Below are 25,701 nucleotides of genomic sequence, written 5' to 3'. Positions count from 1 at the left end.
CCCCCGAGCCCCGGCCCAGTTCAGATCCCGGATTACAGCAGTTTTCGGGTCCCCGATTACGGCAGTAATCCGTCTCCCAACCCCGAATACGGCGGTAATCCGGGTTAGAACCACGGCGATGTTCCGGCCCGGGACCCCGAATACCGCAGTTTTCAGGGCCCCAACTACGGCGGTAATCCGGGTTGGGATTGGGGCGGGGTCGGTTGGGGTCGCCGCGGTCGGGTTGCTCTGGTTTGGACTGTCTTTTGTGGACGTGAAAGAGGCAGGCGTCCCTGGTGGGGCGCCTGCCTCTTGGAGTTCTCGTCAGCCGAACAGGCCTCTGATGGTCATGGCGATGGAGATGATGACCACGCCGAAACCGCTGTAGAGCAGCATGTCCACGACGCGGCTGCGGATGGCCAGCAGACCGGCGCGCTCGTCCGGGATCACCGCGCGCAGCCCGGCCGCCACCAGCAGCGCCAGACCGAGCACGACCGTGCCGCGACGCCAGTGCTGCAGGGCCACCAGCAGAAAACCGATCAGCCCGATGCCGCACACCAGGCCGAACGGCACGTGGACGGACAGCCGGTACCTGTCCGGGATCCAGTCGCTCACGTTCCTCCAGTCCCCGCGCCGAACTCAGCCCAGGTTGCGCTCGGCCGCCTCGACGACGTTGGTCAGCAGCATCGCGCGGGTCATCGGGCCGACGCCACCGGGGTTCGGCGACAGGAAACCGGCGACCTCGGAGACGTCCGGGTGCACGTCACCGGCCAGCCCGTCCTCGGTGCGCGTGACGCCCACGTCGAGCACGGCCGCGCCCGGCTTGACCATGTCCGCGGTGATCAGGTTCGGCACGCCGGCGGCCGCGACGACCACGTCCGCGCGGGAGATCTCCGAGGTCAGGTCCTTGGTGCCGGTGTGGCACAGGGTCACCGTGGAGTTCTCGCTGCGGCGGGTCAGCAGCAGGCCGATCGGGCGGCCGACGGTGATGCCGCGACCGACGACCGCCACGCGCGCGCCGTTGAGCTCGACGTCGTGGCGGCGCAGCAGCTCGATGATGCCGCGCGGGGTGCACGGCAGCGGAGCCTCCTCGCCCAGCACCAGGCGGCCGAGGCTGATCGGGTGCAGGCCGTCGGCGTCCTTGGCCGGGGCCATGCGCTCCAGCAGCGGTCCGGCGTCGAGGTGCTTGGGCAGCGGCAGCTGCACGATGTAGCCGGTGCACTCGGGATCGGCGTTGAGTTCGTCGATCACCGCCTCCACGTCAGCCTGGCTGACGTCGGCGGGCAGGTCCTTGCGGATCGACTTGATGCCGACCTTCGCGCAGTCGTTGTGCTTGGCGCGCACGTAGGAGTGCGAACCCGGGTCGTCCCCTACCAGCACCGTTGCCAGGCCCGGGGCCTGCCCTCGCTCGACGAGCCGGGCGACGCGGGGTCGCAGCTCCTCGAAGATCGCGTCCTTGGTGGCCTTGCCGTCGAGAATCGTCGCGCTCACAGCTGCTCATCGTGGCAGATCGGTCGCGGCTTGACCTCGCCGGTCCGCAGTTTTCTCCGCCACTTCTCCCACGACTTCCGAGGCGGGCCGCAGCGGACCGGAGCGGCGCAGGTGCACCTGCACCACGCCGAACGCGGCGACCCCCATCGCTGCGCACGCCGCCCCGGCCAGGGCCGGGCCGCCGCGGTCCATCATCGAGCCCACCAGCGGATTGGCGATCGCGATGCCCATCGTGCTCGCGGTGGTCGTCCAGCCGAACGCCTCGCCGCGGCGTTCCGGCGGCGCCAGATCCGCCAGCCGACCGTTGGAGGCCGCCAGCAGCGGCGCGATCGCCGCACCGCCGACCGCCAGGATCGCCCCGATCACCCACGGCGATCCGCTGGACACCGGCGGCAGCGCCGGGACCAGCGCGCACAGGCCGAGCGCGGCCAGCCCGGAGCGAACTCCCAAGCGGTAGCGCGGGAAACCGCCCATCACCAGACCGCCCACCAGCGACCCCAGCGCCCACATCGTCGCCATGACCCCCGCCATGCCGGGCTCACCCCGCTCGCGGGCCCAGCCGACGAGGACCAGGTCCACCGAGACCAGCGCACCGACGGACAGGCTGAAGAAGCACATCATCGACACGAAACCCCGCACCCGCACCAGGCCCGCCGAACGTCCTGGTGCGGCACCGCCGCCCAGCCCGCCGCGAATCCCCGCCCGCCAGCACGCCGAGGCGAACAGACCGGGACCGATCAGCGCCCAGGCCGCCAGCACCGACAGCGCCACCGACGGGCTCCACGCCGCCACCACGAACGTCGCCAGCATCGGCGCCACCACGTAGAGCAGCTCCTGCAGCGTCGCCTCGACCGCGTAAGCGGCCTCGCGCGCCTCGCCCTCGGTGATCCGCGGCCACATCGAGCGCGCCACCTGCCCCAGCGGCGGCGACGCCAGGCCCGTGGCGAACCCGACCAGCAGCATCAGCCACCAGTGCTCCCCGTCCAGCCGGTGCGTGGTCACGATCATCGCCGCGAATCCGGCCGACTGGAAGAACCCGCTCACCACCAGCACTTTCACGACCGAGGTGCGGTCGGCGGCACGGCCGCGCACCGGACCGGCGATGGCCTGGCCGATGGTCATGGCCGTGCAGACCGCGCCGCCGATCGCGTACGAACCGGTCCACTCGGCGATCAGGAACGTCAGGACCATCACCTGAGCCGGGATGTAGAGGCGCGCGAGCAGACCGAAGCCCATCAGTGACGGAGCGTGTGGGACAGCGGCCAGTAGCCGGTAGGGACGCAGCACGTGATAACTGTGGCGTTCGGCACGGGCGTACCGCTACTGGTTTTTCGGACCCCCTCGCTGATCCAATACACCTGGTGGTGTGATGTTCATTCGAACTTTCAGCAGGCAAGCTCTGGGGCGAGATCACCCGTCTCACCCAGGGTGATCTTGAAAACCGCCACAAGACGATCAACGGCGGCGCGGATGTCACACACAGCGCACAACGCCGGGCCCGCGTCGAGTAGCGTTTCGGCGGGGTGGAGTCGGGTTGCCTCGTCGAGAGGGGGAGGATGTCACCCATGTCGCGTCCGACAGCGATCAGTCCGGAAGAGCAGGAGCAGATCGCCCGCAAGATCGGTGTTCTGCTTTTACAAGGCGCTCCTGAGGACTGGCAGGAGATCACGGTGGAGTACCGCGCCACCGGCGAATACACCGACCTGCTGGGTGAGCTCACCGCGCAGGACGGCAGTTCACGCTCGCTTGAGCCGCCGGTCGAGCTGCGCGAGATCTTCGAGCGCCTCCGGGAGGGCATGTACCGCCCCGACGTGGGCACCTGGTTGAGCGCGCTCTACGTGGTCGAGCGCCCGTCCAGTTACCGAATCGATATCAACTTCGACACCGAGCCGCAGTGGCAGCGCCCGCTGCCCCGCGCGGCCTACGTCGACGAACTTCGCCGCTACCCGCGGTCCGAGGACAACATCCCGGACTGGATGCAGGAACGGGTCGACGGCACCGCATCCCCGCAGGCCGAGGAGACCCCCGTGGTTCCCGACACGGTCGCGGGGCTCGAGGACGAGTTCTCCTCCGCCACCATCGGCTCCGGCCGCTTCCGGATCACCAACGTCTTCGACGACGTCGACGACGAAGGTCGCCCGGTGGTGTCCAAGCGCCGCCCGGTGCCCGCCGACGAGGTCGGCGCGCTGCGGCAGTACCTGGAGAACGCTCCGGTCGTGCTGGCCTCCCAGGAGAACGAAGAGGACCACTTCGACCCCGAGCGCTCCCAGACCGTCCCGGGCACCTGGCACACCGACGGCACCTGGTTGTGGCCGGGTTCGGTGGCCTACTACCTGGCCCAGTACGGCATGCCGCCGGAATCGGCGCTGGTCGAGCACGTCCGCAGCCGCGGCTTCACCGTCGGCGACGTCGACGACGCGACCCGCCAAGCGGCCATCAGCGAACTGGTGGACCAGCCCGACGACGAGCCGGCCGACGAACCCGAGTCGAACTCCGGGGGCTCCGCGCTCGGCGTGGGCGCCGGGGTGGCCGCCGGGGCGGGGGCTGCCGCCGTCGGCGCCGCCGCGATCGGTTCCACCGCTGGTGAGCCCGAGGTCGCCGAGGTCCCCGAGCCCGCCGACGAGCTCATCGAGGACGACGCACCGTCGGCCTCCGGTTCGCGGCACGTCCTTGACGAGGACGACGACGCGCCCGACGCCCAGGAAGTGCTGGCGCAGCTGCACGACCGGCTGTCCGACTTCCAGGTGGACAGCGACGCCTACCGGTTGGGCAGCCGCAGCGCGGACGCCCACTGCCTGGTGCAGGACGGCGACGACTGGGTCGTCACCGGCAGCGAGGACGTCCGGTTCGCCCGCGTCGACCACGCCGCCGCGTACCTGCTCGGCAAGCTGCTGATGGAGCAGCCGACCGCGTCGGCTCCGGTCGCTCCGACACCGGCCGCCCCCGAGGTCGCCGACCTGCCGCAGCGCGCCGCGCCGGAACCCGAACTCCCGCAGCGCACGCCGCAGGAACCGGCCGACCTCCCGCAGCGCACCCCGGAGCCCGCCAGCGAGCTCCCGCAGCGCACGCCGGAACCGGCCGACCTGCCGCAGCGCGGTCAGCAGGAGCCCGCCGACCTCCCGCAGCGGACCCCGGAACCTGCCTCCGAGCTGCCCAAGCGCACCCCGGAGCCGTCAGCCGACCTGCCGCAGCGCACGCCGCAGGCGTCTGAACTGCCCCAGCGCGCCGCGCGCGAGCCGGAGCAGTCGGGCCCGAGCACCGGTGGGAACCCCCTGTTCACCGCCAACCAGGAGGCGCCGCAGGCGTCCCAGGAGCCGGCACCGCAGGCACCGCCGACGCCCGCCGAGGAGCCGACCCGGTTCCAGCCGGCGCCGTCGATGGACCGCCCGCTTCCGCCGCAGGCTCCGCCGTCCCCGCCCGCGGGGAACCCGGTGCAGCCGCAGGCCGGTGGGGCGCCGGGGTCCAACCCGCTGCCCAAGCGCCAGCCGCGCCGGGACAGCAACGCGCCGGTTCCCCCGGCCGCCGGCCCCGCCGCGCAGCAGGGTCCGGTCGGTGGCGCCGAGCGTCGTCCCGGGCCCGGTGGCCCCGGCATGGCCGGTCCGCAGCGGCAGGGCCCGCCGCCCGGACCGCCGCGCCCGCAGCAGGGTCAGCAGCCCCCGCAGGGCCAGCCGCAGGCTGCGCCCAACGGCCAGGCCCAGCAGGGTCAGCAGATCCAGCCGCTCAACGGCGAACCGCCGCTGACGCTGTACCGGGACCGCCGGATCGTCATGCTGCAGCCGGGCACCGAGCTCGACCGCTTCGGTGAGCCCAACGGCAACGTGCTGTACACCGTGCGCACGCCGTACACGCACCGCTCGCTGCCGCCGCAGTGGTCCAACCGGACCTACTCGGCCTACCGGGTGCAGCGCCCGATCCAGGCGCTGCGGGGCACCGCGGTCGCGTGGTTCGAGCAGCCCGGCGGCGGCACCGCGTTCGTGCTCCCGGCCGCGGTCAGCGACCTCATCGCCGACGGCACCCTCGCCGAGATGCCGTCGGGCGAGCGTCCGCCCATGGAGTGAGACCGGTTGAGAGAGGGCCCTTCCCCAGCTCGGGGGCGGGCCCTCTTTTCGTTGTGCTGCTCTCAGCTCGGCGAGGCCGGTCAGTCCAGGTGCAGGCCGTGGGCCGCTGCGAAGGACAGGGCCAGGGCGGTGTCGACCCGAGCGCCCCGCAGGTTCGCCTGGACCAGGGCGTCGGCGTCGAGGCGGGCGTCCCGGAGGTCGGCGTTGTTGAGGCGCGCGCCGAGCATCCGCGCCCCGCTGAAGTCCGCTTCGCTGAGATCGCAGCCGCGCAGATCGCACTCGGTGAGGTTGGCCTCCCGGAAGCGGGCCCCGTGCAGATCGACGTCACGCAGGTCGCAGCGGCCCATCGCGACCAAGGTCAGATCGGTCTCGCGGACCTTCAGCGACCGCAGCCGGCAGTCGACGAAGCTGGACCCGAGCAGGCTGCACCCGTCGAAGCTGCTCTTGCCGAAGACCGTGCGCTCGAACTTGCAGGACCGGAACGCGCTGGCGACGTGCGAGGAGTTGTTGAGGTCGGCGCCGGTGAAATCGCAGTCGGTGAACACGCAGTTGCGGGTCTTCAGACCGGTCAGGTCGGCGTCGGTGAACACGCATTGCTCGAAGACCCGGCCGGACCACTCCTGATCCGGCAAGATCGCGTCCTGGAAGTCCTCGCCGACCGCGCTCGTCATGGTCACACCCTGGCACGAGCGCTCGACAACACCGGAGGCACCGTGCGAATCCACCGAGTCGTTCCCAACATCAGGGCCACCGACATCGCCGCCACGCGTGATCACTACGTTCACGTGCTCGGTTTCGAGGTGGTGATGGACATGGGCTGGATCGTCACGCTCTGCTCCCCCGAAGACCGGAAGCGCCAGCTCGCGCTGATCACCGAGGACGCCAGCGCTCCCGAGCACCCGGACATCTCCGTCGAGGTCGACGACGTCGACGCCGCCCACGCGGCCGCGGTGGAGCGGGGCGTCGAGATCGTGCACCCGCTGACCGACGAGCCGTGGGGCGTGCGGAGGTTCTTCCACCGCGACCCGAGCGGCACCGTCGTCAACACCCTGTCCCACCAGGAGCGGGCAAGTTCGGCCTGAGGCTTCGCGGCCGGGAGCTGTTCGCGAACGCGGCGGGGCCGTTCCGACTCAGGGGACGACGACGACCGGGCGGACCGCTTCCACCACCAGCGTCGCCGGGACCGTGCCGAGCAGACCGCCTCTCCGGCGCGAGCGGCCGACGACGATCAGATCCGCGCGGTACTGCTCGGCGACCTGTTCCAGGCCCACCGCCGGATCACCCCGGTGGTGCACGAAGTCCCAGTCGATGTCCACCCACTTGAGGTGCGAGACGACCTCCTGCTTGAGCTCCTCCACCAGGGACTCAGCGGCCTCGCTGGCCACCGCGACGCCCATCGGGGACCAGTAGGCGACGCCGCCCACGGCCTCCACGTAGACCAGCACGAGACGCGCGCGCTCCCGCCGGGCGAGACCCGCCGCCCACGCCGCGGCGTGGAAGCTGGCCGGGCTGCCGTCCATGCCAACGACGATGCCGCCCAGACCGTCCTTGCCGATCTCGAATTCACGCTTGGTGCTGTCGCCTTCGGCCACGCCGGAATGGTACTCAGTGCCCGGGGGTCGTGGTCCCTTCGCCGGGTCCGAGGCGATTTGCCGACGGGTCTCCCGCAGGCCGGGGGTGCCGCGTTAGGTTCTGCTGCGTGACCGCAGTGGAGCCCCGCACCGAAGCCGAACAGCGTGCCCTGGACGCCGTGGACATCGACGCCATCGTCGACGACCTCCGCGAACTGGTGGCCATCCCCAGCGTCGGAGGCAGCACCGCCGAGCACGACGCCCAGCAGTGGTGCGCGGACCGCCTTTCCGCGCTCGGCCACCGGGTCGACCACTGGCGCATCGACGTCCGCGCACTCTCCGAGCATCCCGACTTCCCCGGCCAGGAGGCTCACCGGGACGAGGCCTACGGCTGCGTCGGCGTCAGCGGCGAGGGCGACCCGGCGCTGGTGTTCTGCGGGCACACCGACGTGGTGCCGCCCGGCGACCTGGACCGCTGGCCGAACCGCGACCCGTACGCGCTGCGCATCTCCGACGGCGTCGCCGCCGGTCGCGGCACCTGCGACATGAAGGGCGGCGTGGTCGCCTTCCTCGGCGCCCTGACGGCGCTGCGCAACGCGGGTGTCGAGCTGGCCCGGCCGGTCGCGGTGCACGCGGTCGTCGCCGAGGAGGACGGCGGTCTCGGCGCGTTCGCCACGCTGCAGCGCGGCCACCGCGGCGAGGCGTGCGTCATCGCCGAACCGACCCAGAACACCATCGTGGCGGCCAACGGCGGTTCGCTGACGTTCCGGCTGGAGATCCCCGGGCAGAGCACGCACGGTTCCACCCGCTACCGGGGTGTCAACGCGCTCGACAAGCTGGCCGAGATGCTGCCGGTGCTGCGCGAGCTGGAGACCCGGCGCAACGTCGATCCCGATCCGCTGGTGGAGCACCTGGAGATCCCGTACCCGCTGTCGGTCGGCACAGCCCGCGTCGGCGACTGGGCCAGCACCGTCCCGGACCTCGCGGTCGCCGAGGGCCGCTACGGCGTGCGGCTGGGCGAGTCCGTCGAGCAGGCCAAGACCGAGTTCGCCGCCGCCGTCGCCGAAGCCTGCGCGACCGACCCGTGGCTGGCCGAGCACCCGGTCCGCGTCACCTGGCCGGGCGGCATCTTCGCCAGCGGCCGGTTCCCCGAAGGGCACCCGCTGCTGGACGAGACCCGCGAGGCGATCGTCGCCGCCGGCGGCCCCGTCCCGGAGGTCGTGGGCGCGCCCTACGGCTCGGACCTGCGCCAGTACGCAGCCACCGGCATGCCGACGCTGCAGTACGGCCCGGGCGACGTGCGCTACGCGCACGCCGACGACGAGCACGTCAGCATCGCCGACCTGGAGCAGTGCGCCCGCACCTTCGCCCTCCTGGCCATCCGCAGGTGCGGAATCGCCTGAAACCCAACCCCAACCTCGTCAGGCAAGCACCGAAGGTGCTTTCTCAGTACCCCACCCCAGCAACCGGCACCGCCGCGGGTTCTGAGCGGTTCTCTGGGGAGGACAGCCGTAGCGCCGTGTATTGGTCATACACAAGTCTCGGATCCCGGAGCCAGAGAGCCGCTCAGGTTCCGCTACCCGCACCGCTGAGCAAAGAAACCACTGAGCAGTTGTCAATGGAAGTCGCGAGATTCCGACGGGACGCGGATGTTCAGCTTCTGAAGCCGATCAGCACGCAGGTTGATCACCTCCTCGGTTCGCTCGATCACGCCGCGCACCAACAACGCGGCACTCGTGCGCCCGACCTTCCGGTACCGGGCCCACAGCCCGGGTGAGCAGACGACGTTGACCGTTCCGGTCTCGTCCTCCAGGTTCAGGAAGGTGATGCCGCCCGCGGTCGACGGGCGTTGCCGGTGCGTCACGGCTCCGCCCACCAGCACCCGGGTGCCGTGCTCCACTTCGGACAGACGCGCGGCCGGTAGCGCGCCGAGCTCGTCGAGCCGGGCTCGGACGAACTGCAGCGGGAAGCTGTCCGGCGACACCCCCGTCGCCCACACGTCGGCCGCCGCCTTCTCAACGCCGTCCATCCCGGGCAGGGCCGGGGCGTCCGACGAGACGGTGGTGCCGGGCAGCCGGTCTGGTCGTTCGCGGGCCGCCGCCGCGGCGTTCCACAGCGCTTCGCGCCGGGTCAGGCCGAAGCAGTCGAAAGCACCGCCGGTGGCCAGCGCCTCCATCTGCGGTGCGTTCAGCCGCACTCGCCGCGCCACGTCGGCCATGTCGGCGAACGGCCCGTGCGCGGCGCGTTCGGCGGTCAGCTTCTCGGCGAGGTCCTCGCCGAGCTTGCGCACCGACGACAGGCCGATCCGGACCGCCTGGTGCCCGGTGCTGGTCGCGTCCGGTTCCAGGTCGGCGTGCACCCGGCTGGCGTTGATGTCCGGTCCGCGCACCACGACTCCGTGCCTGCGCGCGTCGGCGACCAGCGACTGCGGCGAGTAGAAGCCCATCGGCTGCGCCTTGAGCAGTGCCGCGCAGAACGCCGCCGGGTAGTAGCGCTTGAACCAGGCGCTGGCGAACACCAGCAGCGCGAAGCTCAGCGCGTGGCTCTCCGGGAAGCCGTAGTTGGCGAAGGCCAGCATGCGGCGGTAGATGTGCTCGGCCAGGTCGTCGTCGATGCCGTTGGCGGCCATGCCCTCGAAGAGCCTGTCCCGCAGGCGTTCCATGCGTTCCGCGGAGCGCTTGGCGCCCATGGCCCGGCGCAGCTGGTCGGCTTCGGACGGGCTGAACCCGGCGACGTCGACGGCCAGCTGCATCAGCTGCTCCTGGAACAGCGGGACCCCCAGGGTCTTCTGCAGCGCGCCCTTCATCAGGGGGTGGTCGTAGTCCCAGTCCTCCTCGTCGTTGCGGCGCCGGATGTAGGGGTGCACCGATCCGCCCTGGATCGGGCCGGGTCTGATCAGCGCGACCTCGACCACCAGGTCGTAGAACTCGCGAGGTTTCAGCCGGGGGAGCGTGGCCAGCTGCGCGCGGCTCTCCACCTGGAACACCCCGATCGCGTCGGCCTCGCACAGCATCGCGTACACCTCGGGGTCGGACAGGTCCAGCTCGCCGAGGTCGACGTCGAGGCCGTGGTGCTCGCGGGTCATGTCGATGGCGTAGTGCAGCGCCGAGAGCATGCCCAGGCCGAGCAGGTCGAACTTGACCAGCCCGACGGTGGCGCAGTCGTCCTTGTCCCACTGCAGCACGGTCCGGCCGGGCATCCGGGCCCACTCCACCGGGCACACCTCGCTGACCGGCTGATGGCAGATCACCATGCCACCGGAGTGAATGCCCAGGTGGCGCGGGAAACCCATGAGCTCGTCGGCGAGTTCGCGCACCGCGCCGGGGATCTCGGAGTCCTCGGGCAGCGGGCCCCAGTGCTCGATCTCCTTGCTCCAGGCGTCCTGCTGGCCGGGCGAGTAGCCGAGCGCGCGGGCGACGTCGCGCACCGCGGACTTCGGCCGGTAGCCGATGACGTTGGCGACCTGCGCGGCGTGCGTGCGGCCGTACTTGGCGTAGACGTACTGGATGACCTCCTCGCGCCGGTCGGACTCGATGTCGATGTCGATGTCCGGCGGCCCGTCGCGTTCCGGCGCGAGGAACCGCTCGAACAGCAGCTGGTAGCGCACCGGGTCGGCGTTGGTGATGCGCAGCGCGAAGCACACCGCCGAGTTCGCCGCCGATCCCCTGCCCTGGCAGAGGATGTCCTGGCGGCGGCAGAAGTCGACGATGTCGTGCACCACCAGGAAGTAACCGGGGAACTCGAGCTTCTCGATCACCGCCAGCTCGTGCTCGATCTGCCGGTACGCCTCCGGTGCCGCCTGCGGCGGCCCGTAGCGGTCGAGCGCGCCGAGGTAGGCCAGTTCCCGCAGGTGGCTGACCTCGGTGTGGCCGTGCGGCACGTCGAACGGCGGCAGCTGCGGGACCACCAGGCTCAGGTCGAAGGCGAAGGACTTGCCCAGCTCGGCGGCCCGCTGCACCGCGCCCGGGTAGCGGGCGAAGCGCTCGGCCATCTCGGCACCGGAGCGCAGGTGGTTGCCCGCCCAGGCCGGCAGCCACCCGTCCACGTCGTCCAGGCTGCGCCGCGCGCGGACGGCCGCGACGACGCTCGCCAGCCGCGCCCGGTCCGGCCCCGCCAGGTGCGCACCGGTGGAGGCCACTGTGGACAGTCCGGCGCGATCGGCGAGCTCCGCGAGCGCGTCGTTGCGCACCGAGTCGGTGGGCAGCCCGTGGTCAGTGAGCTCGACGGTGACGTGCTCGCGGCCGAAGAGCCCGACCAGCCGGTCGAGTTCGACCGCAGCCGCGTCCATCCCGCCGGTCGCCAGCGCCGACCGCACCGCACCCTTGCGGCAGCCGGTGAGCACCTGCCAGTGCCCGGCGGCCTCGGCCGCCAGCTCCTCCAACCGGTACTCCGGGCGCCCCTTCTCCTCGCCGCGCAGCTGAGCGTTGCTGATCGCGCGGCACAGCGAGGCGTACCCGTCGAGGTCGCGGGCCAGCACCAGCAGGTGCCCGCCCTCGGGGTCGGGGATGCCGTTCTGCGGCTGTGTGAGCCCCAGGCTCAGCTCGGCGCCGAACGCCGTGCGCACGTCGTGCTCCTTGGCGGCCTCGGCGAACCGCACCACGCCGTAGAGCCCGTCGTGGTCGGTGAGCGCGATCGCCTCCAAGCCGAGCCGCGCGGCCTCCTCGATCAGCTCCTCGGGGTGGGCGGCACCGTCGAGGAAGCTGAAGTTGGAGTGCGCGTGCAGCTCGGCGTAGGGCACCCGGTCGCCGGGCGGCGCCGGGCTTCTTCCGGCCGCGCGATGCTCCGCGCGCGGTCGCGACGGCGGAGCGTCGTCGCGGGGCGGCAACGCCTCGCCGGAGAGGGCCTTCTCCAGCTCCGACCAGCTCTGGGGAGGGTTGAACCAGCTCATGAACCTAGTGAACTCCTGTTCGAACGATCGGCGCTACCGAACAGCCGAGCTTCCACTCGAACGAGTGTTCGTCGGCTCAGCGGTAGGTCCCCTGGACCCACCAGTCCCCGCGCTCGTGCACCAGGAGCAGCGCCACCTCGTCGGATTCCCGGTCCGAGGACTCCGGGACCAGCACGACCTGGAGCCGGACCAGCGCGCGCGGCGGGACCTGCGAATCCGGCGCGGTCTGGCCGGATCCACCGGCCAGCAGGTCCACCCACCACCGCTCGGTCACCGGCCACGGCCCGGCCCAGCCCGCCACCGCGCGAGACCTGCCACCACCGACCTCGACCGCCTGCGGCGCGGCGGACAGCCCCAACCTGCCGGTGATCCACACCGGTTCGCCCGAGGCGTCGAGCACCCGGGCCGGCCACGGATCGCCCGGCACCACCGTCGGCGACGGAGCCGGGATCCGGCCCGGCCACGGCGGTTCGACGGGCAGCGCAGCGCGCCGCTCATCGCCCCACGGCACGAATCGCACCTGGTCGCGCGGGTCCCGGCCACCGCCGAGAACACCGGTCAGCACGGCCTCCGGGCCGAGCATGCCCTGCACCCGCGCGAAGGCCCGGCCCGCTCTGGCCGCGGCTTCGCCGGTGGCCGCGCTGAGCAGGTCCAGCTGCAGACCTCCCGCGCCGACCACCTCTTCGGGGCGCAGGCTCAGCTCGTCGAGCCCGGCGGTGGGCTTGCCCTTGCGGCTGCGTCCGTTGAGCCAGCCGTCGAGCTGCCAGCGAACCCGGTCGGCGGTGGCCGCCGGTGTCAGCGGTTCCGCGCAGCGCCAGACCCGGTGCAGCTCCTCGCCATTGCCGGTGCGCGCCGAGATGCCCAGCCGAGTGCAGGCGAGGCCGAGATCGCCCAGCTTGGCGTGCAGTTCGTCGGCGAGCACCTTGGCCACGAACGCGGCCCGGTCGACCCGGTCCACCGGTGGGTCGAGCTCCTCGGTGACGACCAGCTCGGGCGGGGGCCGCCGCCGCTTGACCGGGCGCTCCTCCTGCCCTCCCGCCGCCCGGTGGGCCAGCACGGCGGCAGGGCCGAACCGGGTCGCCACGTCCGAGGACCCGAGCGCCGCGAACTCGCCGAGGGTGCCGATCCCCAGTCGGCGCAACAGGTCCACGAGCTCCGGCTGCGCCGCCGCCTGCTTCTGCCCGAGGCGGTCGGCGAGCTGCTCGATCTCCTCGATCGGCAGCGGCGCGAGGAACTCCCGGCTGCCACCGGGTTCGACGTGCCGCGCGTGGCGGGCGGCGAGGATCGCGGCGAACAGCCCGTCGGCGACACCGATCCGGCACTCGACACCGGTCTGCGCGTCGATCTCGTCGACGAGCTTCTCCGCCGCGACCTCCTCGCCACCGAAGTAGCGGGCGGGGCCTCGAGCGGGGACGGCGACCAGCCCGGGCCGGACGACCTCGACACCGGGCACCAGCTCCTCGACGGCGATCACGACCGGCTCGAAGAACCGCACGTCTCGCGCCGGATCGTGTTCGCAGACCACGAGTTCCGGGCAGCGGCCCTGCGCCTCGCGGCGGCGCATCCCCCTGCGCACGCCGCTGTCCCGGGCGGTCGCCGAGCAGGCGACGACCCGGTTCGCGGCGAAAACCGCTGCGGGGACGAGTGGTTCGAGTTCGGCGGCGCGCGAAGCGGCCACCACCGGCCAGTCCGGGCACCACACGACGATTCTGCGGGCGGGCACGTCGCTCACCCGGCCACCGCGCGCAGGTGCGCCCGCGCGACGGGACGTTCTTCGACCCCGGCGAGCGAACCGTCGCGAGACGGCAGCAGCAACCGGCAGGAACGCGGTTTCGACGCCGCGCCACGCCCTTCCGCGCTCACCGTGACATCGCGCTCCCGCAGGTGACCGTGTCCATGCCCCAGTCCGCGCCAGCGCGAGCCGGAGCAGCGCAGCTGCACCTCCGCACCCGGCCAACGACCGAACGGCAGCAGCACCGAGCCTCGGTTGCGGGCCCGCGCGGAGAGCCTGCGGGCATCGGCGTCGAGCACCTGCCCGGTTCCGCCGACCACGACCAGGTCGACACCGTCCAGCAGCGCGGCGATCACGCCCGCCGGGTCGGAGCCCGGCCGCGGCACCACCGCGAGCCGTTCCAGCGCGACCCCGGCCTCAGCGGCGGCGACCAGGTTGATCCCGGGCAGGCCCACCACGGTCGCCCAGGAACCGTTCGACGTCGCCTCGGACAGCAGCGCGAAGAGTAGCGACACCGATCCGTGCACCGCCACCGTGCTGCCACGGCGCAAACCTGGCCATGGCAGCACGGTGGCGAGTTCCGCCCGCGTCGGCAGCACCCGGCCCGCACCCGGGACACCGCCCGCCTCGACGCGCGGCACACCCACGGACACCCCGTCAGCCGTGGGCGCGCTCAACGCCGCCGAAGACACCGTCGCGGACATCGCCGCCCTCCCCACATACGTGACCGCGGTGGGTGCCCGACCCCGGCGCGGGCACCCACGAACACAGCCGCTGCGGGGAAGGCAGCGGTGGAGTCAGCACTGCGCCTGCACCCGGATCACAGCGCCGAACTCCATCGGAGCGGCCGACCCCGACACCGGCCGTTTTCCGATCTCGAACTTCAGTTCGAATATCTTTATTCAACCCCCAGCTCCCACCTCCCGTCAAGAACCATGGCCGGATTGGGTGAACATTCGTTCGAAGTTTGGAGGTTTACGCTGGTCATCGACACCTTGGTCCTGTCGCCGCACCCCGTCGTGGTGCGGCGACTTGCAGGCGAATCGTTTCTCCAATTACATTGTTTCTCGGCATGGGAAACGGCATTAACAGAGAAACAGCCGTGATGAGCGACGCGCTCGAGCTCATCGCCGAGCTACTACCCGCCTCATGGCGTCTCGACAAGAGGTCCGTCGAAGTGGAGCGCCGCTTCGACGCGGTCGTTGAACTCGTCGGCCCGAACGAAACGAAGGTTCCGTTCGTCGCGGAGGTCAAGCGTTCCGGAACGGTGCCGACATCGCTGCTCATTTCGGCCCTCCGCGAGCTGAACCGAGCGAGCGGCCTGCCTGTGCTGTACCTGTCGGACTACATCGGGCCGGTGTTGCGCGATGCGCTGACTTCCGAAGGTTTCAGCTTCGCCGACGCCACCGGCTGGGTGCGGTTGACCTCCGCCGAGCCCCTCGTCCTCCTCACAGGGCAAGGTGCTGCACGTTCGCCGCGCGCCCCGCGGACCAGCGCGATCACCAGGCTCAACGGGATCGCCGCGAGCCGGATCATCCGCGCCTTGGCAACTGCGGACCTCCCCGTGGGGGTCCGCGGCTTGGCCGGCCTCGCGGGAGTCTCACCGGGATCGGTCTCCAAACTCCTGATCACCTTGGCCTCGGAAAGCATCATCGACCGCGACGAGAACGGCGGCGTCGTCGCGGTGCGCCAGCGAGCACTGCTGAGACGTTGGGCGGAGGACTACTCCTTCGCGACAGCCAACTCCTCGGTGGGCTACTTCATCGCGCCGCGAGGTCTGGACCGGACCCTCGCCCGCCTGGCCGATCAGGACGACGTGGCCATCACGGGTTCAGCTGCCGCGCGCAGGCTGCTGCCGGAGTCGTTGACCTCCGTGGTTGCGATTCGCCTGCTGGCGATCTACGCCGCACGTCCAGCGGAGCTGGTCAGCGCGCTCGGACTGATCGAGGCAGACCCGACGACTGCGAACGTCGTCATCGCGAAGCCGTTGGATCCCGAGATTCTGACTCCACCCGACGAAGACGACCTCGCAACGGCACCCCTCCCGCTCGTGACGGCGGACTTGCTCACTTTGGCCGGCCGGTCCGATGCGGAGGCAGAGCAGCTCATGGACGCGTTCCTGAAGGCTGGCGAGGAGCAGGAGGAATGACCGTGAACGATCTTGCTCCGGAGTACGTGGCGGCGCGGAGGGTACTGCTCGACGCGCTCACCGCGCTCGACGGCCACCTCGACAACCTCGTGCTCGTCGGTGCCCAAGCCGTCTACCACCACAGTGGATCGGCTGATCTCAACGTGCCGTTGATGACCACGGACGCGGATCTGGCCGTCAACACCCACGAACTCGCTGACGCCCCGGAGATCGGCGGGCTCATGCGGGCCGCTGGGTTCACTCCCGGTCCGAACCCTGGGCATTGGTTGGCGATGAACGGCGTTTCCGTCGATCTGATGGTGGTGCCGTACCAGGCGGGCACGACCAAAGCCTCGGCGCGGGCAGCGCGGATCGCTCCGCACGAGAAGTTGACCGGCAGCCTGATCGCCTCAAGGAGAAAGATGCCCTGGACGTGTTCCGAGTGCTCCAAGCCATTGAGGTCCCCGACCTCGTGCGTGGATTCGCGAAGCACCGGGAGGACGACCATGCCGCCTCCGCGACCGACCAGGCGCTCAGCCTCTTCCACGAGCACGGGGCGACTCCGCAAGGGCTGCTCGCGCAGCTCGCTGCCACTGCTTCCCAGGGCGATCCAGTCGTCGCTCCGGCCTTTGCCGCCCTCGCGGACGACCTGCTCACCGCTGTGAATTCGTACAGCCCCACGTAGGCCTGGGCGCCCGCCGAGAACGCGACGGGCCCCGGACTCGGAAGTCCGGGGCCCGTCGGCGGTGCGTCGTCAGTGGGCGAAGTGGCGCGTGCCCGTCAGGTACACCGGGACGCCCGCGGCCTCGGCCGCGGCGATGACCTCGTCGTCCCGGACCGAACCGCCCGGCTGGACCACGGCGCGCACACCCGCGTCCAGCAGGACCTGCAGACCGTCGGGGAACGGGAAGAACGCGTCCGAGGAGGCGACCGAACCCTTGGCCCGGTCACCGGCGCGGGAGACCGCCAGCCGTGCCGAGTCGACCCGGTTCACCTGGCCCATGCCCACACCCACGGTCGCGCCGCCGTCGGCCAGCAGGATCGCGTTGGACTTCACCGCGCGGCAGGCCCGCCAGGCGAACTTCAGGTCCGCCAGCGTCGCCTCGTCCACCGGGGAACCGGTCGCCAGCGTCCAGTTCGCCGGGTCGTCGCCCTCGGCGTCGATCGCGTCCGAGCCCTGCACCAGCATGCCGCCGGAGATCGCGCGCATCTCGACCCTGCCGCTCTGCGGCGGCTGAGCGGTCAGCAGGCGGATGTTCTTCTTCTTGTTCAGCACGTCCACCGCACCCTCGGCGTAGCCGGGGGCCACCACGACCTCGGTGAAGATCTCCGCGACCTGCTCGGCCATCGCCACCGTCACCTCGCGGTTGGTGGCGATCACGCCGCCGAAGGCGCTCACCGGGTCGCACTCGTGCGCCTTGCGGTGCGCGGCGGCGATGTCCTCGCCGACCGCGATGCCGCACGGGTTGGCGTGCTTGATGATCGCCACGCACGGCTCGTCGTGGTCGTGCGCGGAACGCCACGCGGCGTCGGCGTCGACGTAGTTGTTGTAGGACATCTCCTTGCCGTGCAGCTGCGCCGCGGCGGCCAGGCCGGTGGCCTGCCCGCCCGAGACGTACAGCGCGGCCGGCTGGTGCGGGTTCTCGCCGTAGCGGAGCGCGGAGCGGCGCTGCCAGGTCTCGCCGATCCAGCCCTGGAACGCGGCGTCGTCACCGGTGGGCACCCTGCTCATCCAGGACGCCACCGCCACGTCGTAGGACGCGGTGTGCCGGAACGCCTCGGCGGCCAGCTCGACCCGGTCGGTCATGGTGAAACCGCCCTCGCGGACCTCCTCGAGGACCCACTCGTAGCGGCTCGGGTCGACCACGACGGCCACGTTGGCGTGGTTCTTCGCCGACGCGCGCACCATCGCCGGACCGCCGATGTCGATCTGCTCGATCACCTCGTCCTGCGCGGCGCCCGAGGCCACCGTCTGCACGAACGGGTAGAGGTTGACCACCAGCAGGTCGAACGGGGCGATGTCGAGGTCCGCGAGCTGCTTGGCGTGCTGCTCGCGGCGCAGGTCGGCGAGCAGGCCGGCGTGCACCCGCGGGTGCAGCGTCTTGACCCGGCCGTCCAGCGCCTCCGGGAACCCGGTGAGCTCCTCGACGGGCGTGACCGGCACGCCGGCATCGGCGATCGCGCGCGCCGTGCCACCGGTGGAAACGATCTCCACCCCGGCGGCGTGCAGCCCGGTGGCCAGCTCCAGCAGGCCAGACTTGTCGGACACGCCGATCAGCGCGCGACGAATCGGGCGCCGCTCCTGGGAGTTCGCGGTCACGGGATACTCACCTTCCGTCCCTGCACGGTCCACCCGTGCAACGCCAGCTTTTGAAGGGTGCCGACCAGCAGCCGCCGCTCGACGGCCTTGATCCGCTCGTGGAGGCTCGCCTCGTCGTCATCGGGCAGCACCTCGACGGCTTCCTGGGCCAGGATCGGCCCGGTGTCCACACCGGCGTCCACCACGAACAGGGTGCAACCGGTGACGCGGACTCCATACTCCAGCGCATCCCGCACCCCGTGCATGCCGGGGAACGAGGGAAGCAGCGCTGGGTGGCTGTTGAGGTATCGGCCGTCGAAGCGGGCCAGGAAGTCGGCGCCCACGAGCTTCATGAACCCGGCGGAGACCACCAGGTCCGGCTCGTGCTCGGCGCAAGCCTCGGTCAGCGCGCGGTCCCACTCCTCGCGGGAGGCGTGGTCACCGACCTTGCGGACGAACGTGGGGATGCCGGCGCGCTCGGCGCGGGCCAGCCCCTCGATGCCGTCGCGGTCGGCGCCCACCGCGACCACCTGGACCGGGTAGTCGGGTTCGCTGGTGGCGTCGAGCAGGGCCTGCAGCAGGGTGCCGGAACCGGAGACGAGCACGACCACCCGCGCCGGGGCGGCTGTCGTGATCCGGTTCGGGTGCGCGGCGGTGCTCGGCTGGTCGGGCGTACTCGGGTTCAGCGTTCGCTCCTGACATGCCTCGGCACGATCTCCCCCGCAGCGTAAGACCTGGTTGCGGGGTCGGCTCCGGCAGGGCCCGGGCGAGTGGCGCAGCGCTCACCGCCGGTCGCGCGGTGCGGGCTCCTCCTCGTCCGGCTCGGCGTCGAACTCCTCGGCGGTGACCTCGGCTTCCTCGGCGTCGGATTCCGCCCGGGCGGCCGGGATTTCGGCGATCAGGTCGTCGAGGTCGGTGTAGTCGAAGTCCTCGTCGGGCTCGGCGTCCTCGGCCGGTTCTGGATCGATGTCCTCGTCGAACTCGTCGGTGGCGAAGGCGTTCAGCGCCGGGTCGTCGGCCTCCTCCGCGCCGCCCAGCCAGGTCATCACCAGCGCCGGGATCGCCAGCCAGCACGAGGTCGCCAGCGCGAGGCCGACCGGGTGGAACGACACCACCCCGATCGGGCCGTTGCCGAGCTCACCACCGGCGACCGCCGCCAGCACCAGCACCGCCAGCGCCGCCACCCCGGCCGCGACCAGCACGACCACCAGGCGGCGGAGGAGCGGACCGGGAACGCGCCTGGCGACCAGTCCCATCACCATTCCCACCAGCAGCGGGAGCAGCAGCACCGCCGACCACCACACGGCCGGACCGTCGTTCGGCAGCACCGCCAGCAGCGGCAGGTCCGGCAGCGGCCCCGGCGTGTGCTGCATCGGCTGGACGACCTGGGAACCGAGGGAGAACCCGCTGCCCGTGGCGAAGGCCCAGCCGGCCAGCACCGCGTTCGGCAGGTACAGCAGCGAGAACACCGTGGCGCCGACGGCGTCGCCCGCAACGCCCATCCGCGACATCGAGGTGACCATCTCCGGCGCGGAAAGCACGATCGCGATTAGCAGCACGCCCGAGCCCACGGCGATCACGGTGGCGATGGTCAGCAACCCGATCCGCAGACCCGTCCACACGTAGGCGTCGGTGCGCTCCCACAGCAGGTAGAACAGGCCGCACCGGTTGGCGACCCCGGCGGTCGCCGCGATCGCGGCGGTCAGGCCGCAGCTCAGGAACGCCTCGACCGGGACCGCGCTGAACGGCTCGGTCAGCAGGAGCGCGAACAGCGCGCCCACGAACGCGTGCACCAGCGCCATCGTCGCGATCACCGGCCAGGCCTGGTCGGGACGGCGCAGCCGGCAGCGGCGGGCGACGAACGCCGACGCCGCGGCCACCAGCAGCACCACGCCGACCGTGGGCAACATCGGCAGCACGCTGAGCGGGGCACCCGAGATCACCAGCGGCGACTGGTAGAGCACCAGCCAGCCGGGCATGGCGGCCATCAGGACCAGCAGCGGGTTGAGGCTCGCTCCGCTGGCGATGCCCACGACCAGGGCGACCAGGGCGGCGACGGCGAAGAACCCGATCAGCGGCACCGCGCCGACGACGGCGATGAACAACCACCGGCGCAGACCCTGCCTCCGGTCGGAATGGCCGGCGGCCACGGCATGGGGGGGCGGATCTAGCGCAGACACGCGACCGAATGTCGCACCACCGCTGCTCCGAACGGCCCTGAACACGCCAGCGGCTCCGCCCATCGGGCGACGCGCCTGGGGATCCGGGCGGTGCTGGTCCGCACTGACCGGACATAACCGGCATCGGTCATGGGCGGTTCGGACCAGAGCCGACCACGGCCGCCGCGCGTCAGAAGGTGGGTGGGTTGGCGCCCGGGTGGGGCATCTGGCGGGTGCCCTGGGGGCCGCCGTTGTCCTGGTCCGACTTCGGCTGCGGGGACTGCGGCTGCTGGCCGGACTGCGCGGGCGACTGCTGCGCGGCTTGGCCGCTCTGCTGCTGAGCGGGTTGCGAGATCGGGCCGGACTGGTTCGCGGGCCGGTTCGGCTGGGGGCCGCTGGAGTCCGGGTTGGGCGTGGCGAACCCGTCGGAGGAAGGGTTCCGGCTCCCCGGCTGCTGGACGGGCTGACCGCCGCTGGCCGGGTTCCACGGCGGCGGGCCGCCGAACTGGGCGCCGGGGGACGGCTGCCCCTGCGGGCTCCAGCCGGGGCCGGAGGGACCACCGGGACCGGGACGCGCGCCACCGGGACCGGGACCGCCCTGACCGGGACCGCGCGGGCCGGGTCCCTGCGGGAACGGCTGCCCGTAAGACGTGGGCTTGGGGCCGCTCGCCGGGCCACCGGCCTTGATCACGCCGCCCTCGATCAGCAGCACGCCCAGCACGGCGGCCAGCTGCGCGAGCGCCAGCACCATCAGCACCGAGACCAGCCCGGACGCGGTGTTGCGGATGACGTCCTGCAGCAGCGCCAGCGCGGAGTAGGCCGCCAGCGGGACGGCCGCGAACAGCGCGTCCGGCGTCTTCGGCAAGAACCGCAGACCCGCGAGCACCGCGGAGGCGACGAGGGCGAAACCGGCCATGCTGCCCATCAGGGCACCGACGCCGTCGTCGAAGAACCCGAGCAGGTAGCCGACAACGCCGGCGCCGGCCGCCACCATCGCGAGGACTTCTTTCAGCTCGAACGACCGACGACCCCCGTCGGTGTTCGGCTGTTGCGGATACGGGGCGGACATGACTTGATCGGACTCCTCGAAGGCACTCGATCGGGCGTGCTGATCGACGGTACCGAACACCAGCCGTCAGCAGGGCGGCCCGCCCGCAAAGGCGTTGTTCGGGATCACTTCGCTCGGCGGTCGGAGTGGCGGCTGAGGCCCGCACCTGGACGCCGCCTTCGGGAAGAGCCCCGCGAAAAGCCGTCGGGGCCGGATTCCCGTGGGGAACCCGGCCCCGAACGAACGAGGTCGGTGCGGGTCTCAGCCCTTGACGATCTCGCGCATCAGCTTGGCGGTCTCGCTCGGCGTCTTGCCGACCTTGACGCCCGCGGCCTCCAGGGCCTCCTTCTTCGCCGAGGCGGTGCCCGACGAACCGGAGACGATGGCGCCCGCGTGGCCCATGGTCTTGCCCTCCGGCGCGGTGAAGCCCGCGACGTAGCCGACCACCGGCTTGGTGATGTTGGCCTTGATGAAGTCGGCCGCGCGCTCCTCGGCGTCGCCACCGATCTCCCCGATCATCACGATGGCCTCGGTCTCCGGGTCCTCTTCGAAGGCCTGCAGCGCGTCGATGTGGGTGGTGCCGATGATCGGGTCACCACCGATGCCGACGGCGCTGGAGAAACCGATGTCCCGCAGCTCGTACATCATCTGGTAGGTCAGCGTGCCCGACTTGGACACCAGACCGATCTTGCCCGCGCCGGTGATGTCGGCCGGGATGATGCCGGCGTTGGACTTGCCGGGCGAGATGATGCCGGGGCAGTTCGGCCCGACGATCCGGGTCTTGTTGCCCGTGGCGTTCGCGTGCGCCCAGAAGTAGGCCGAGTCGTGCACCGGGATGCCCTCGGTGATGACCACGGCCAGGCCGATCTCGGCGTCGATGGCCTCGATCACGGCGTCCTTGGCGAACTTCGGCGGCACGAAAACGACCGACACGTCGGCACCGGTCTCCTTCATCGCCTCCTGAACGCTGCCGTAGACCGTGAGCTCCTTGCCCTCGATCTCGACGGTCTGCCCGGCCTTGCGGGCGTTGACACCGCCGACGATGTTGGTGCCGGAGCGCAGCATGCGAGCGGTGTGCTTGGTGCCTTCAGAGCCGGTGATGCCCTGAACGATCACCTTGCTGTTCTCGTTGAGGAAGATAGCCATGATCGCCTCACGCCCCCGCTGCCAGCTCGGCGGCCTTGTCGGCCGCACCGTCCATCGTGTCCACCACGGTGACGACCGGGTGGTTGGCCTCGGCCAGGATGCGGCGGCCCTCGTCGACGTTGTTGCCGTCGAGGCGGACGATCAGCGGCTTGGTGGCCTCGTCACCGAGGATCTCCAGCGCCTGCACGATGCCGTTGGCCACGGCGTCGCAGGCGGTGATTCCACCGAAGACGTTGACGAACACCGACTTGACGTCCGAGTCGCCCAGGATGACGTCCAGACCGGCGGCCATGACCTCGGCGGAGGCGCCGCCGCCGATGTCGAGGAAGTTCGCCGGCTTGACGTTGCTGTGCTTCTCGCCGGCGTAGGCCACGACGTCCAGCGTGGACATGACCAGCCCGGCACCGTTACCGATGATGCCGACCTCGCCGTCCAGCTTGACGTAGTTGAGGCCCTTCTCCTTGGCCTTGGCCTCGAGCGGGTTCTCCGCGTCCTTGTCCACCAGCTCGGCCTGCTTGGCCTGGCGGAACGCGGCGTTCTCGTCGAGGGTGACCTTCCCGTCGAGGGCGATGATCTTGCCCTCGGGGTCCTTCACCAGCGGGTTGACCTCCACCAGAGTGGCGTCTTCGGCGACGAAGGTCTCCCACAGCTTGACGATCACGTCGGCGACCTGGTCGGCGACCTCGGCCGGGAACTTGGCGGCGGAAACGATCTCCTTCGCCTTGTCCAGGTCGACGCCCTCGATCGGGTCGATCGCGATCTTCGCCAGAGCCTCGGGCTTGGTGGCCGCGACCTCTTCGATCTCCATGCCGCCCTCGACCGAGGCCATCGCGAGGAAGTTGCGATTCGCGCGGTCGAGGAGGAAGGAGAAGTAGTACTCCTCCGCGATGTCGGAGGCGGTCGTGACCAGCACCTTGTTGGTGATGTGGCCCTTGATGTCCAGGCCGAGGATGGCCTCGGCCTTGGCCTGGGCCTCATCCGGGTTCTCAGCCAGCTTCACGCCGCCGGCCTTGCCCCGGCCACCGGTCATGACCTGGGCTTTGATGACTACGGGCCCGCCGAGTTCTTCGGCTGCTGCCTTGGCCCCTTGCGGGTCGGTCGCCACGGTGCCGGGCAGCGTCGGCACGTCGTGGGAGGCGAAGAGCTCCTTCGCCTGGTACTCGTACAGGTCCACTCGACTCTCCTGCGACGTCGGTGTCGGACTCGGTGACGATATCGACCTGCGATGACGCATGGGGCGGCGCACCTGGTGAACTGCCTCACCTGAGGTAGGGCGTCTGCCTGGGTCGACCCGTCCAACACGGGGAATCGCCTTGTGCGGCAGGAGCGATATCTGCGTTCGCGTGACGAACGGAACAGGCGCCGTGACGGCGTTCCGCCCATGTTCGGGCACCGGAACGCCTCTCACAAGACGGCCGGGAGAGTGAACTCAGTTGGTCGGTTCGGCGGTGGTGCGGGCCGCCAGCGCCGTGCCGAGCAGGACCACGACGCACCCGAGCCCGAACCACAGGCCGAGCCCGGGAACGGTTCCGGGCAGCCGCTCGGCGGTCAGCGGGAACTCCAGCGCGCGCACGCCCACCAGCAGCGCGGCACCGCACAGCAGCGCGGCGGCCTGACCGGGACGGCACATCGGGGCCAGCGCGGTCGCGCCGACCACGGCGGCGAGCGCGAGCACCAGGCCCCACGAGGTGGTGCCGAAGTCGGTGAACACGCCCGGAGCGCTGTAACCGGGGGCGGTCAGCACCGGCAGCGAGAACGCCCCGGCGCCGAGGACCAGCGCGACCAGCGACGGGACCAGGACCAGTCGGCGCATGGCCATCTCGGTGAGGTCGACGTCGTCGCGCTCCACCGCTCCTGCGATCGCCGCGAGCACCGCCGCGATCGCGGCGAGCAGCACCGACGCACCGGCCGCCCAGGCGCCGAGACCCGCACCGGCTCCGGCGGCCTGCACGGCGGTGAACACCGCGTCCAGCGATCCGGCCGCGGCCAGCGGAACCACCGCCCACAGCACGGTCAGCACCGGGCGCAGCAGCAGCGAGAGCTTCGGCAGCAGCATGCCCGCACCGACCACGGCCAGCAGGATTCCGGCGGGCAGCAGCATCCGCGCCGGGTACTCCGACGGGTCGCGCAGCCCGTAGGGCATGGAGACGTGCGGGGTCAGCGCGGCCAGCACCGCGACGGCACCGGCCAGCAGCGCGAACGTCCCGGCAAGGGTGAGCAGCCTGGTCAGCGCGGGAAGTCGCAGGTCGTCGACGTCCTCGGCCTGCTCGCCACGACCGGCCCGCGCCGCGAGCACGAACAGCACCGCGGCGGCGAGCAATCCGAGCAGCGGCCCCCAGGCGAAGATCACCTCGTCGAGCACCAGCACCGACACCAGCGGCGGCACGACGACCGCGACCAGCGAGAGGGCCACGCCCAGCAGCCCGCCGCGGGCGAACTCCAGGTCGGTCGAACCGGCGAGCAGCCCGGCGGCGCAGGGCACCGCGACGGCCAGCAGCGCGCTGCCGATGAGCACCGGGAGCGGCCCGTCCAGGGCGGTTTCGGCGGGCAGGTAGGGGTCGTCGGAGGAGAACGGCGCCATCAGCACCGCGACGCCGCCCAGCACCCCGGCGCACAGCGCCGAGGTGAGCAGGCCCTGCCGCTGCGTTCCGGCGCCGGACTCGCCGATGCCCCAGGCGGCCAGGAATCCCGCGACCAGCACGATCACGTGCCCGGCGGCCAACAGCCACCAGCCGAAGGCGGGTTCGAAGTTGATCAGCGATGAGGCGCGGAGGAGTTCCGGGCGGGCGGCCATGCCCGCTTCGACGGCGAATTGGACGTCCTGCCCGAGCCTTCCGGGCGCGAAGGCGGCCGGGCCGACGAGCACCGCGGCGGCGGCCATCGGCTTCCCGGCCCGCGCGAACAGCGCTGCCGCCACCGGCGCGAGCAGCGCGAGCACCAGCAGCAGCGGCCAGCCCGGGTACGCGGCGGGAACGGCCGGGCTGGTCAACCCGAGCAGCGGTCCCACCCCGGTGAGCGCGGCGCCGAGGATGGCGAGCGCGATCGCGGCGCGCAGGCGGGCCGACGTGCCGAGCGTTGGCTGCGGATCCGTGGCCTCGGCGGGAGCCGCCGAGGCAGACGAACCGGACGGGAGGTCGGGCCGCGCAGTCACGGCGCAGACGCTAGCAACCGGGTGACCCCTCCCAGGCACCACCGGCAGTCA

At 71.5% G+C, this 25,701-nt stretch carries 20 protein-coding genes; 5 read left to right on the top strand and 15 right to left on the bottom strand.

Features of this window, described 5'->3' with window-relative positions:
- Nucleotides 1–303 precede the first annotated feature (303 nt).
- Genes E1181_RS24545 through E1181_RS24535 form a run of 3 tightly spaced genes read right to left on the bottom strand, consistent with a single transcriptional unit; the run spans nucleotide 304 to nucleotide 2,706 of the window.
- Nucleotides 304–594: a DUF3017 domain-containing protein gene (locus E1181_RS24545; RefSeq protein ID WP_235877009.1), complete on the bottom strand. Its 291-nt coding sequence runs from the start codon at nucleotides 592–594 to the stop codon at nucleotides 304–306.
- A gap of 24 nt (nucleotides 595–618) precedes the next feature.
- Entirely contained in the window at nucleotides 619–1,470 is an 852-nt protein-coding gene (locus tag E1181_RS24540) for a bifunctional methylenetetrahydrofolate dehydrogenase/methenyltetrahydrofolate cyclohydrolase (protein ID WP_132678240.1), read from the bottom strand.
- 6 nt (nucleotides 1,471–1,476) lie between these two features.
- A complete protein-coding gene (locus E1181_RS24535) occupies nucleotides 1,477–2,706 on the bottom strand; it encodes an MFS transporter (protein ID WP_132678238.1) in 1,230 nt (409 codons plus the stop codon).
- Between the two features lie 329 nt (nucleotides 2,707–3,035).
- On the opposite strand from E1181_RS24535, the gene E1181_RS32625 reads away from it, so the two are divergent.
- Nucleotides 3,036–5,528 (top strand): TNT domain-containing protein, encoded by a 2,493-nt coding sequence (locus E1181_RS32625; protein ID WP_132678237.1) that lies wholly within the window; start codon nucleotides 3,036–3,038, stop codon nucleotides 5,526–5,528.
- Between the two features lie 80 nt (nucleotides 5,529–5,608).
- Here E1181_RS32625 and E1181_RS24525 read toward each other — a convergent pair whose 3' ends face one another.
- Nucleotides 5,609–6,199, bottom strand: coding sequence for a pentapeptide repeat-containing protein (locus tag E1181_RS24525; RefSeq protein ID WP_132678235.1), 591 nt, complete (start codon nucleotides 6,197–6,199; stop codon nucleotides 5,609–5,611).
- Nucleotides 6,200–6,241: 42 nt separating this feature from the next.
- Between E1181_RS24525 and E1181_RS24520 the strand changes: the two genes are divergently transcribed.
- Nucleotides 6,242–6,610 carry a VOC family protein gene (locus tag E1181_RS24520; RefSeq protein WP_132678233.1) on the top strand — a complete coding sequence of 123 codons (369 nt, stop codon included), beginning with the start codon at nucleotides 6,242–6,244 and terminating at the stop codon, nucleotides 6,608–6,610.
- A 48-nt stretch (nucleotides 6,611–6,658) separates the two neighbouring features.
- On the opposite strand, the gene E1181_RS24515 is transcribed toward E1181_RS24520, so the two are convergent.
- On the bottom strand, nucleotides 6,659–7,120 hold the full coding sequence (locus E1181_RS24515; RefSeq protein WP_207918820.1) for a universal stress protein: 462 nt from the start codon (nucleotides 7,118–7,120) through the stop codon (nucleotides 6,659–6,661).
- A 107-nt stretch (nucleotides 7,121–7,227) separates the two neighbouring features.
- Between E1181_RS24515 and E1181_RS24510 the strand changes: the two genes are divergently transcribed.
- Nucleotides 7,228–8,502, top strand: coding sequence for an ArgE/DapE family deacylase (locus E1181_RS24510; RefSeq protein ID WP_132678229.1), 1,275 nt, complete (start codon nucleotides 7,228–7,230; stop codon nucleotides 8,500–8,502).
- Between the two features lie 212 nt (nucleotides 8,503–8,714).
- On the opposite strand, the gene E1181_RS24505 is transcribed toward E1181_RS24510, so the two are convergent.
- The 3 genes from E1181_RS24505 to E1181_RS24495 form a co-directional block, all read right to left on the bottom strand.
- On the bottom strand, nucleotides 8,715–11,987 hold the full coding sequence (locus E1181_RS24505; protein ID WP_132678227.1) for an error-prone DNA polymerase: 3,273 nt from the start codon (nucleotides 11,985–11,987) through the stop codon (nucleotides 8,715–8,717).
- A 76-nt stretch (nucleotides 11,988–12,063) separates the two neighbouring features.
- Nucleotides 12,064–13,719 carry a DNA polymerase Y family protein gene (locus E1181_RS24500; protein ID WP_132678225.1) on the bottom strand — a complete coding sequence of 552 codons (1,656 nt, stop codon included), beginning with the start codon at nucleotides 13,717–13,719 and terminating at the stop codon, nucleotides 12,064–12,066.
- Nucleotides 13,716–14,423, bottom strand: a complete 708-nt coding sequence (locus tag E1181_RS24495) for a hypothetical protein (RefSeq protein WP_132678224.1) — start codon at nucleotides 14,421–14,423, stop codon at nucleotides 13,716–13,718. Before E1181_RS24495 ends, E1181_RS24500 begins: the two co-directional genes overlap by 4 nt.
- Nucleotides 14,424–14,824: 401 nt before the next feature.
- Between E1181_RS24495 and E1181_RS24490 the strand changes: the two genes are divergently transcribed.
- Together E1181_RS24490 and E1181_RS24485 are read left to right on the top strand one after the other, a co-directional pair.
- Nucleotides 14,825–15,868, top strand: a complete 1,044-nt coding sequence (locus E1181_RS24490; protein ID WP_132678222.1) for a helix-turn-helix domain-containing protein — start codon at nucleotides 14,825–14,827, stop codon at nucleotides 15,866–15,868.
- Nucleotides 15,865–16,512, top strand: coding sequence for a hypothetical protein (locus tag E1181_RS24485; protein WP_207922292.1), 648 nt, complete (start codon nucleotides 15,865–15,867; stop codon nucleotides 16,510–16,512). Before E1181_RS24490 ends, E1181_RS24485 begins: the two co-directional genes overlap by 4 nt.
- An 89-nt stretch (nucleotides 16,513–16,601) precedes the next feature.
- On the opposite strand, the gene purH is transcribed toward E1181_RS24485, so the two are convergent.
- The 7 genes from purH to E1181_RS24450 form a co-directional block, all read right to left on the bottom strand.
- Nucleotides 16,602–18,167, bottom strand: coding sequence for a bifunctional phosphoribosylaminoimidazolecarboxamide formyltransferase/IMP cyclohydrolase (gene purH / locus E1181_RS24480; RefSeq protein ID WP_132678220.1), 1,566 nt, complete (start codon nucleotides 18,165–18,167; stop codon nucleotides 16,602–16,604).
- Nucleotides 18,164–18,751 carry a phosphoribosylglycinamide formyltransferase gene (gene purN / locus E1181_RS24475; RefSeq protein ID WP_235877008.1) on the bottom strand — a complete coding sequence of 196 codons (588 nt, stop codon included), beginning with the start codon at nucleotides 18,749–18,751 and terminating at the stop codon, nucleotides 18,164–18,166. The genes purH and purN overlap by 4 nt, the downstream gene beginning before the upstream one ends.
- A gap of 177 nt (nucleotides 18,752–18,928) precedes the next feature.
- Complete coding sequence (locus tag E1181_RS24470) at nucleotides 18,929–20,296, bottom strand: cell division protein PerM (RefSeq protein WP_132678216.1); 1,368 nt, start codon at nucleotides 20,294–20,296, stop codon at nucleotides 18,929–18,931.
- Nucleotides 20,297–20,495: 199 nt separating this feature from the next.
- Nucleotides 20,496–21,374 carry a DUF5336 domain-containing protein gene (locus E1181_RS24465; protein WP_132678214.1) on the bottom strand — a complete coding sequence of 293 codons (879 nt, stop codon included), beginning with the start codon at nucleotides 21,372–21,374 and terminating at the stop codon, nucleotides 20,496–20,498.
- 240 nt (nucleotides 21,375–21,614) lie between these two features.
- The gene (sucD, locus tag E1181_RS24460; protein WP_132678213.1) at nucleotides 21,615–22,499 is read right to left on the bottom strand and encodes a succinate--CoA ligase subunit alpha; all 885 of its coding nucleotides are present in this window, start codon (nucleotides 22,497–22,499) and stop codon (nucleotides 21,615–21,617) included.
- A gap of 7 nt (nucleotides 22,500–22,506) precedes the next feature.
- A complete protein-coding gene (gene sucC, locus E1181_RS24455) occupies nucleotides 22,507–23,673 on the bottom strand; it encodes an ADP-forming succinate--CoA ligase subunit beta (RefSeq protein ID WP_132678211.1) in 1,167 nt (388 codons plus the stop codon).
- Between the two features lie 255 nt (nucleotides 23,674–23,928).
- Nucleotides 23,929–25,650 carry a hypothetical protein gene (locus E1181_RS24450; protein ID WP_207922291.1) on the bottom strand — a complete coding sequence of 574 codons (1,722 nt, stop codon included), beginning with the start codon at nucleotides 25,648–25,650 and terminating at the stop codon, nucleotides 23,929–23,931.
- Nucleotides 25,651–25,701 lie beyond the last annotated feature (51 nt).

This window comes from Saccharopolyspora terrae, assembly GCF_004348435.1.
In the GTDB taxonomy this organism is placed as follows: domain Bacteria; phylum Actinomycetota; class Actinomycetes; order Mycobacteriales; family Pseudonocardiaceae; genus Saccharopolyspora; species Saccharopolyspora endophytica.
The sequence above is the reverse complement of the archived record's forward strand: the minus strand, read 5'-3'. Positions and strand labels throughout refer to the sequence as shown.

Bases quoted from the DNA above. Each gene is read 5' to 3' on its own strand.
- E1181_RS24535 (WP_132678238.1), bottom strand. From the start codon at position 2,706: ATGGGCTTCGGTCTGCTCGCGCGCCTCTACATCCCGGCTCAGGTGATG.
- E1181_RS32625 (WP_132678237.1), top strand. From the start codon at position 3,036: ATGTCGCGTCCGACAGCGATCAGTCCGGAAGAGCAGGAGCAGATCGCC.
- E1181_RS24525 (WP_132678235.1), bottom strand. From the start codon at position 6,199: ATGACGAGCGCGGTCGGCGAGGACTTCCAGGACGCGATCTTGCCGGAT.
- E1181_RS24505 (WP_132678227.1), bottom strand. From the start codon at position 11,987: ATGAGCTGGTTCAACCCTCCCCAGAGCTGGTCGGAGCTGGAGAAGGCC.
- E1181_RS24495 (WP_132678224.1), bottom strand. From the start codon at position 14,423: ATGTCCGCGACGGTGTCTTCGGCGGCGTTGAGCGCGCCCACGGCTGAC.
- E1181_RS24490 (WP_132678222.1), top strand. From the start codon at position 14,825: ATGAGCGACGCGCTCGAGCTCATCGCCGAGCTACTACCCGCCTCATGG.
- E1181_RS24485 (WP_207922292.1), top strand. From the start codon at position 15,865: ATGACCGTGAACGATCTTGCTCCGGAGTACGTGGCGGCGCGGAGGGTA.
- E1181_RS24465 (WP_132678214.1), bottom strand. From the start codon at position 21,374: ATGTCCGCCCCGTATCCGCAACAGCCGAACACCGACGGGGGTCGTCGG.
- sucD (WP_132678213.1), bottom strand. From the start codon at position 22,499: ATGGCTATCTTCCTCAACGAGAACAGCAAGGTGATCGTTCAGGGCATC.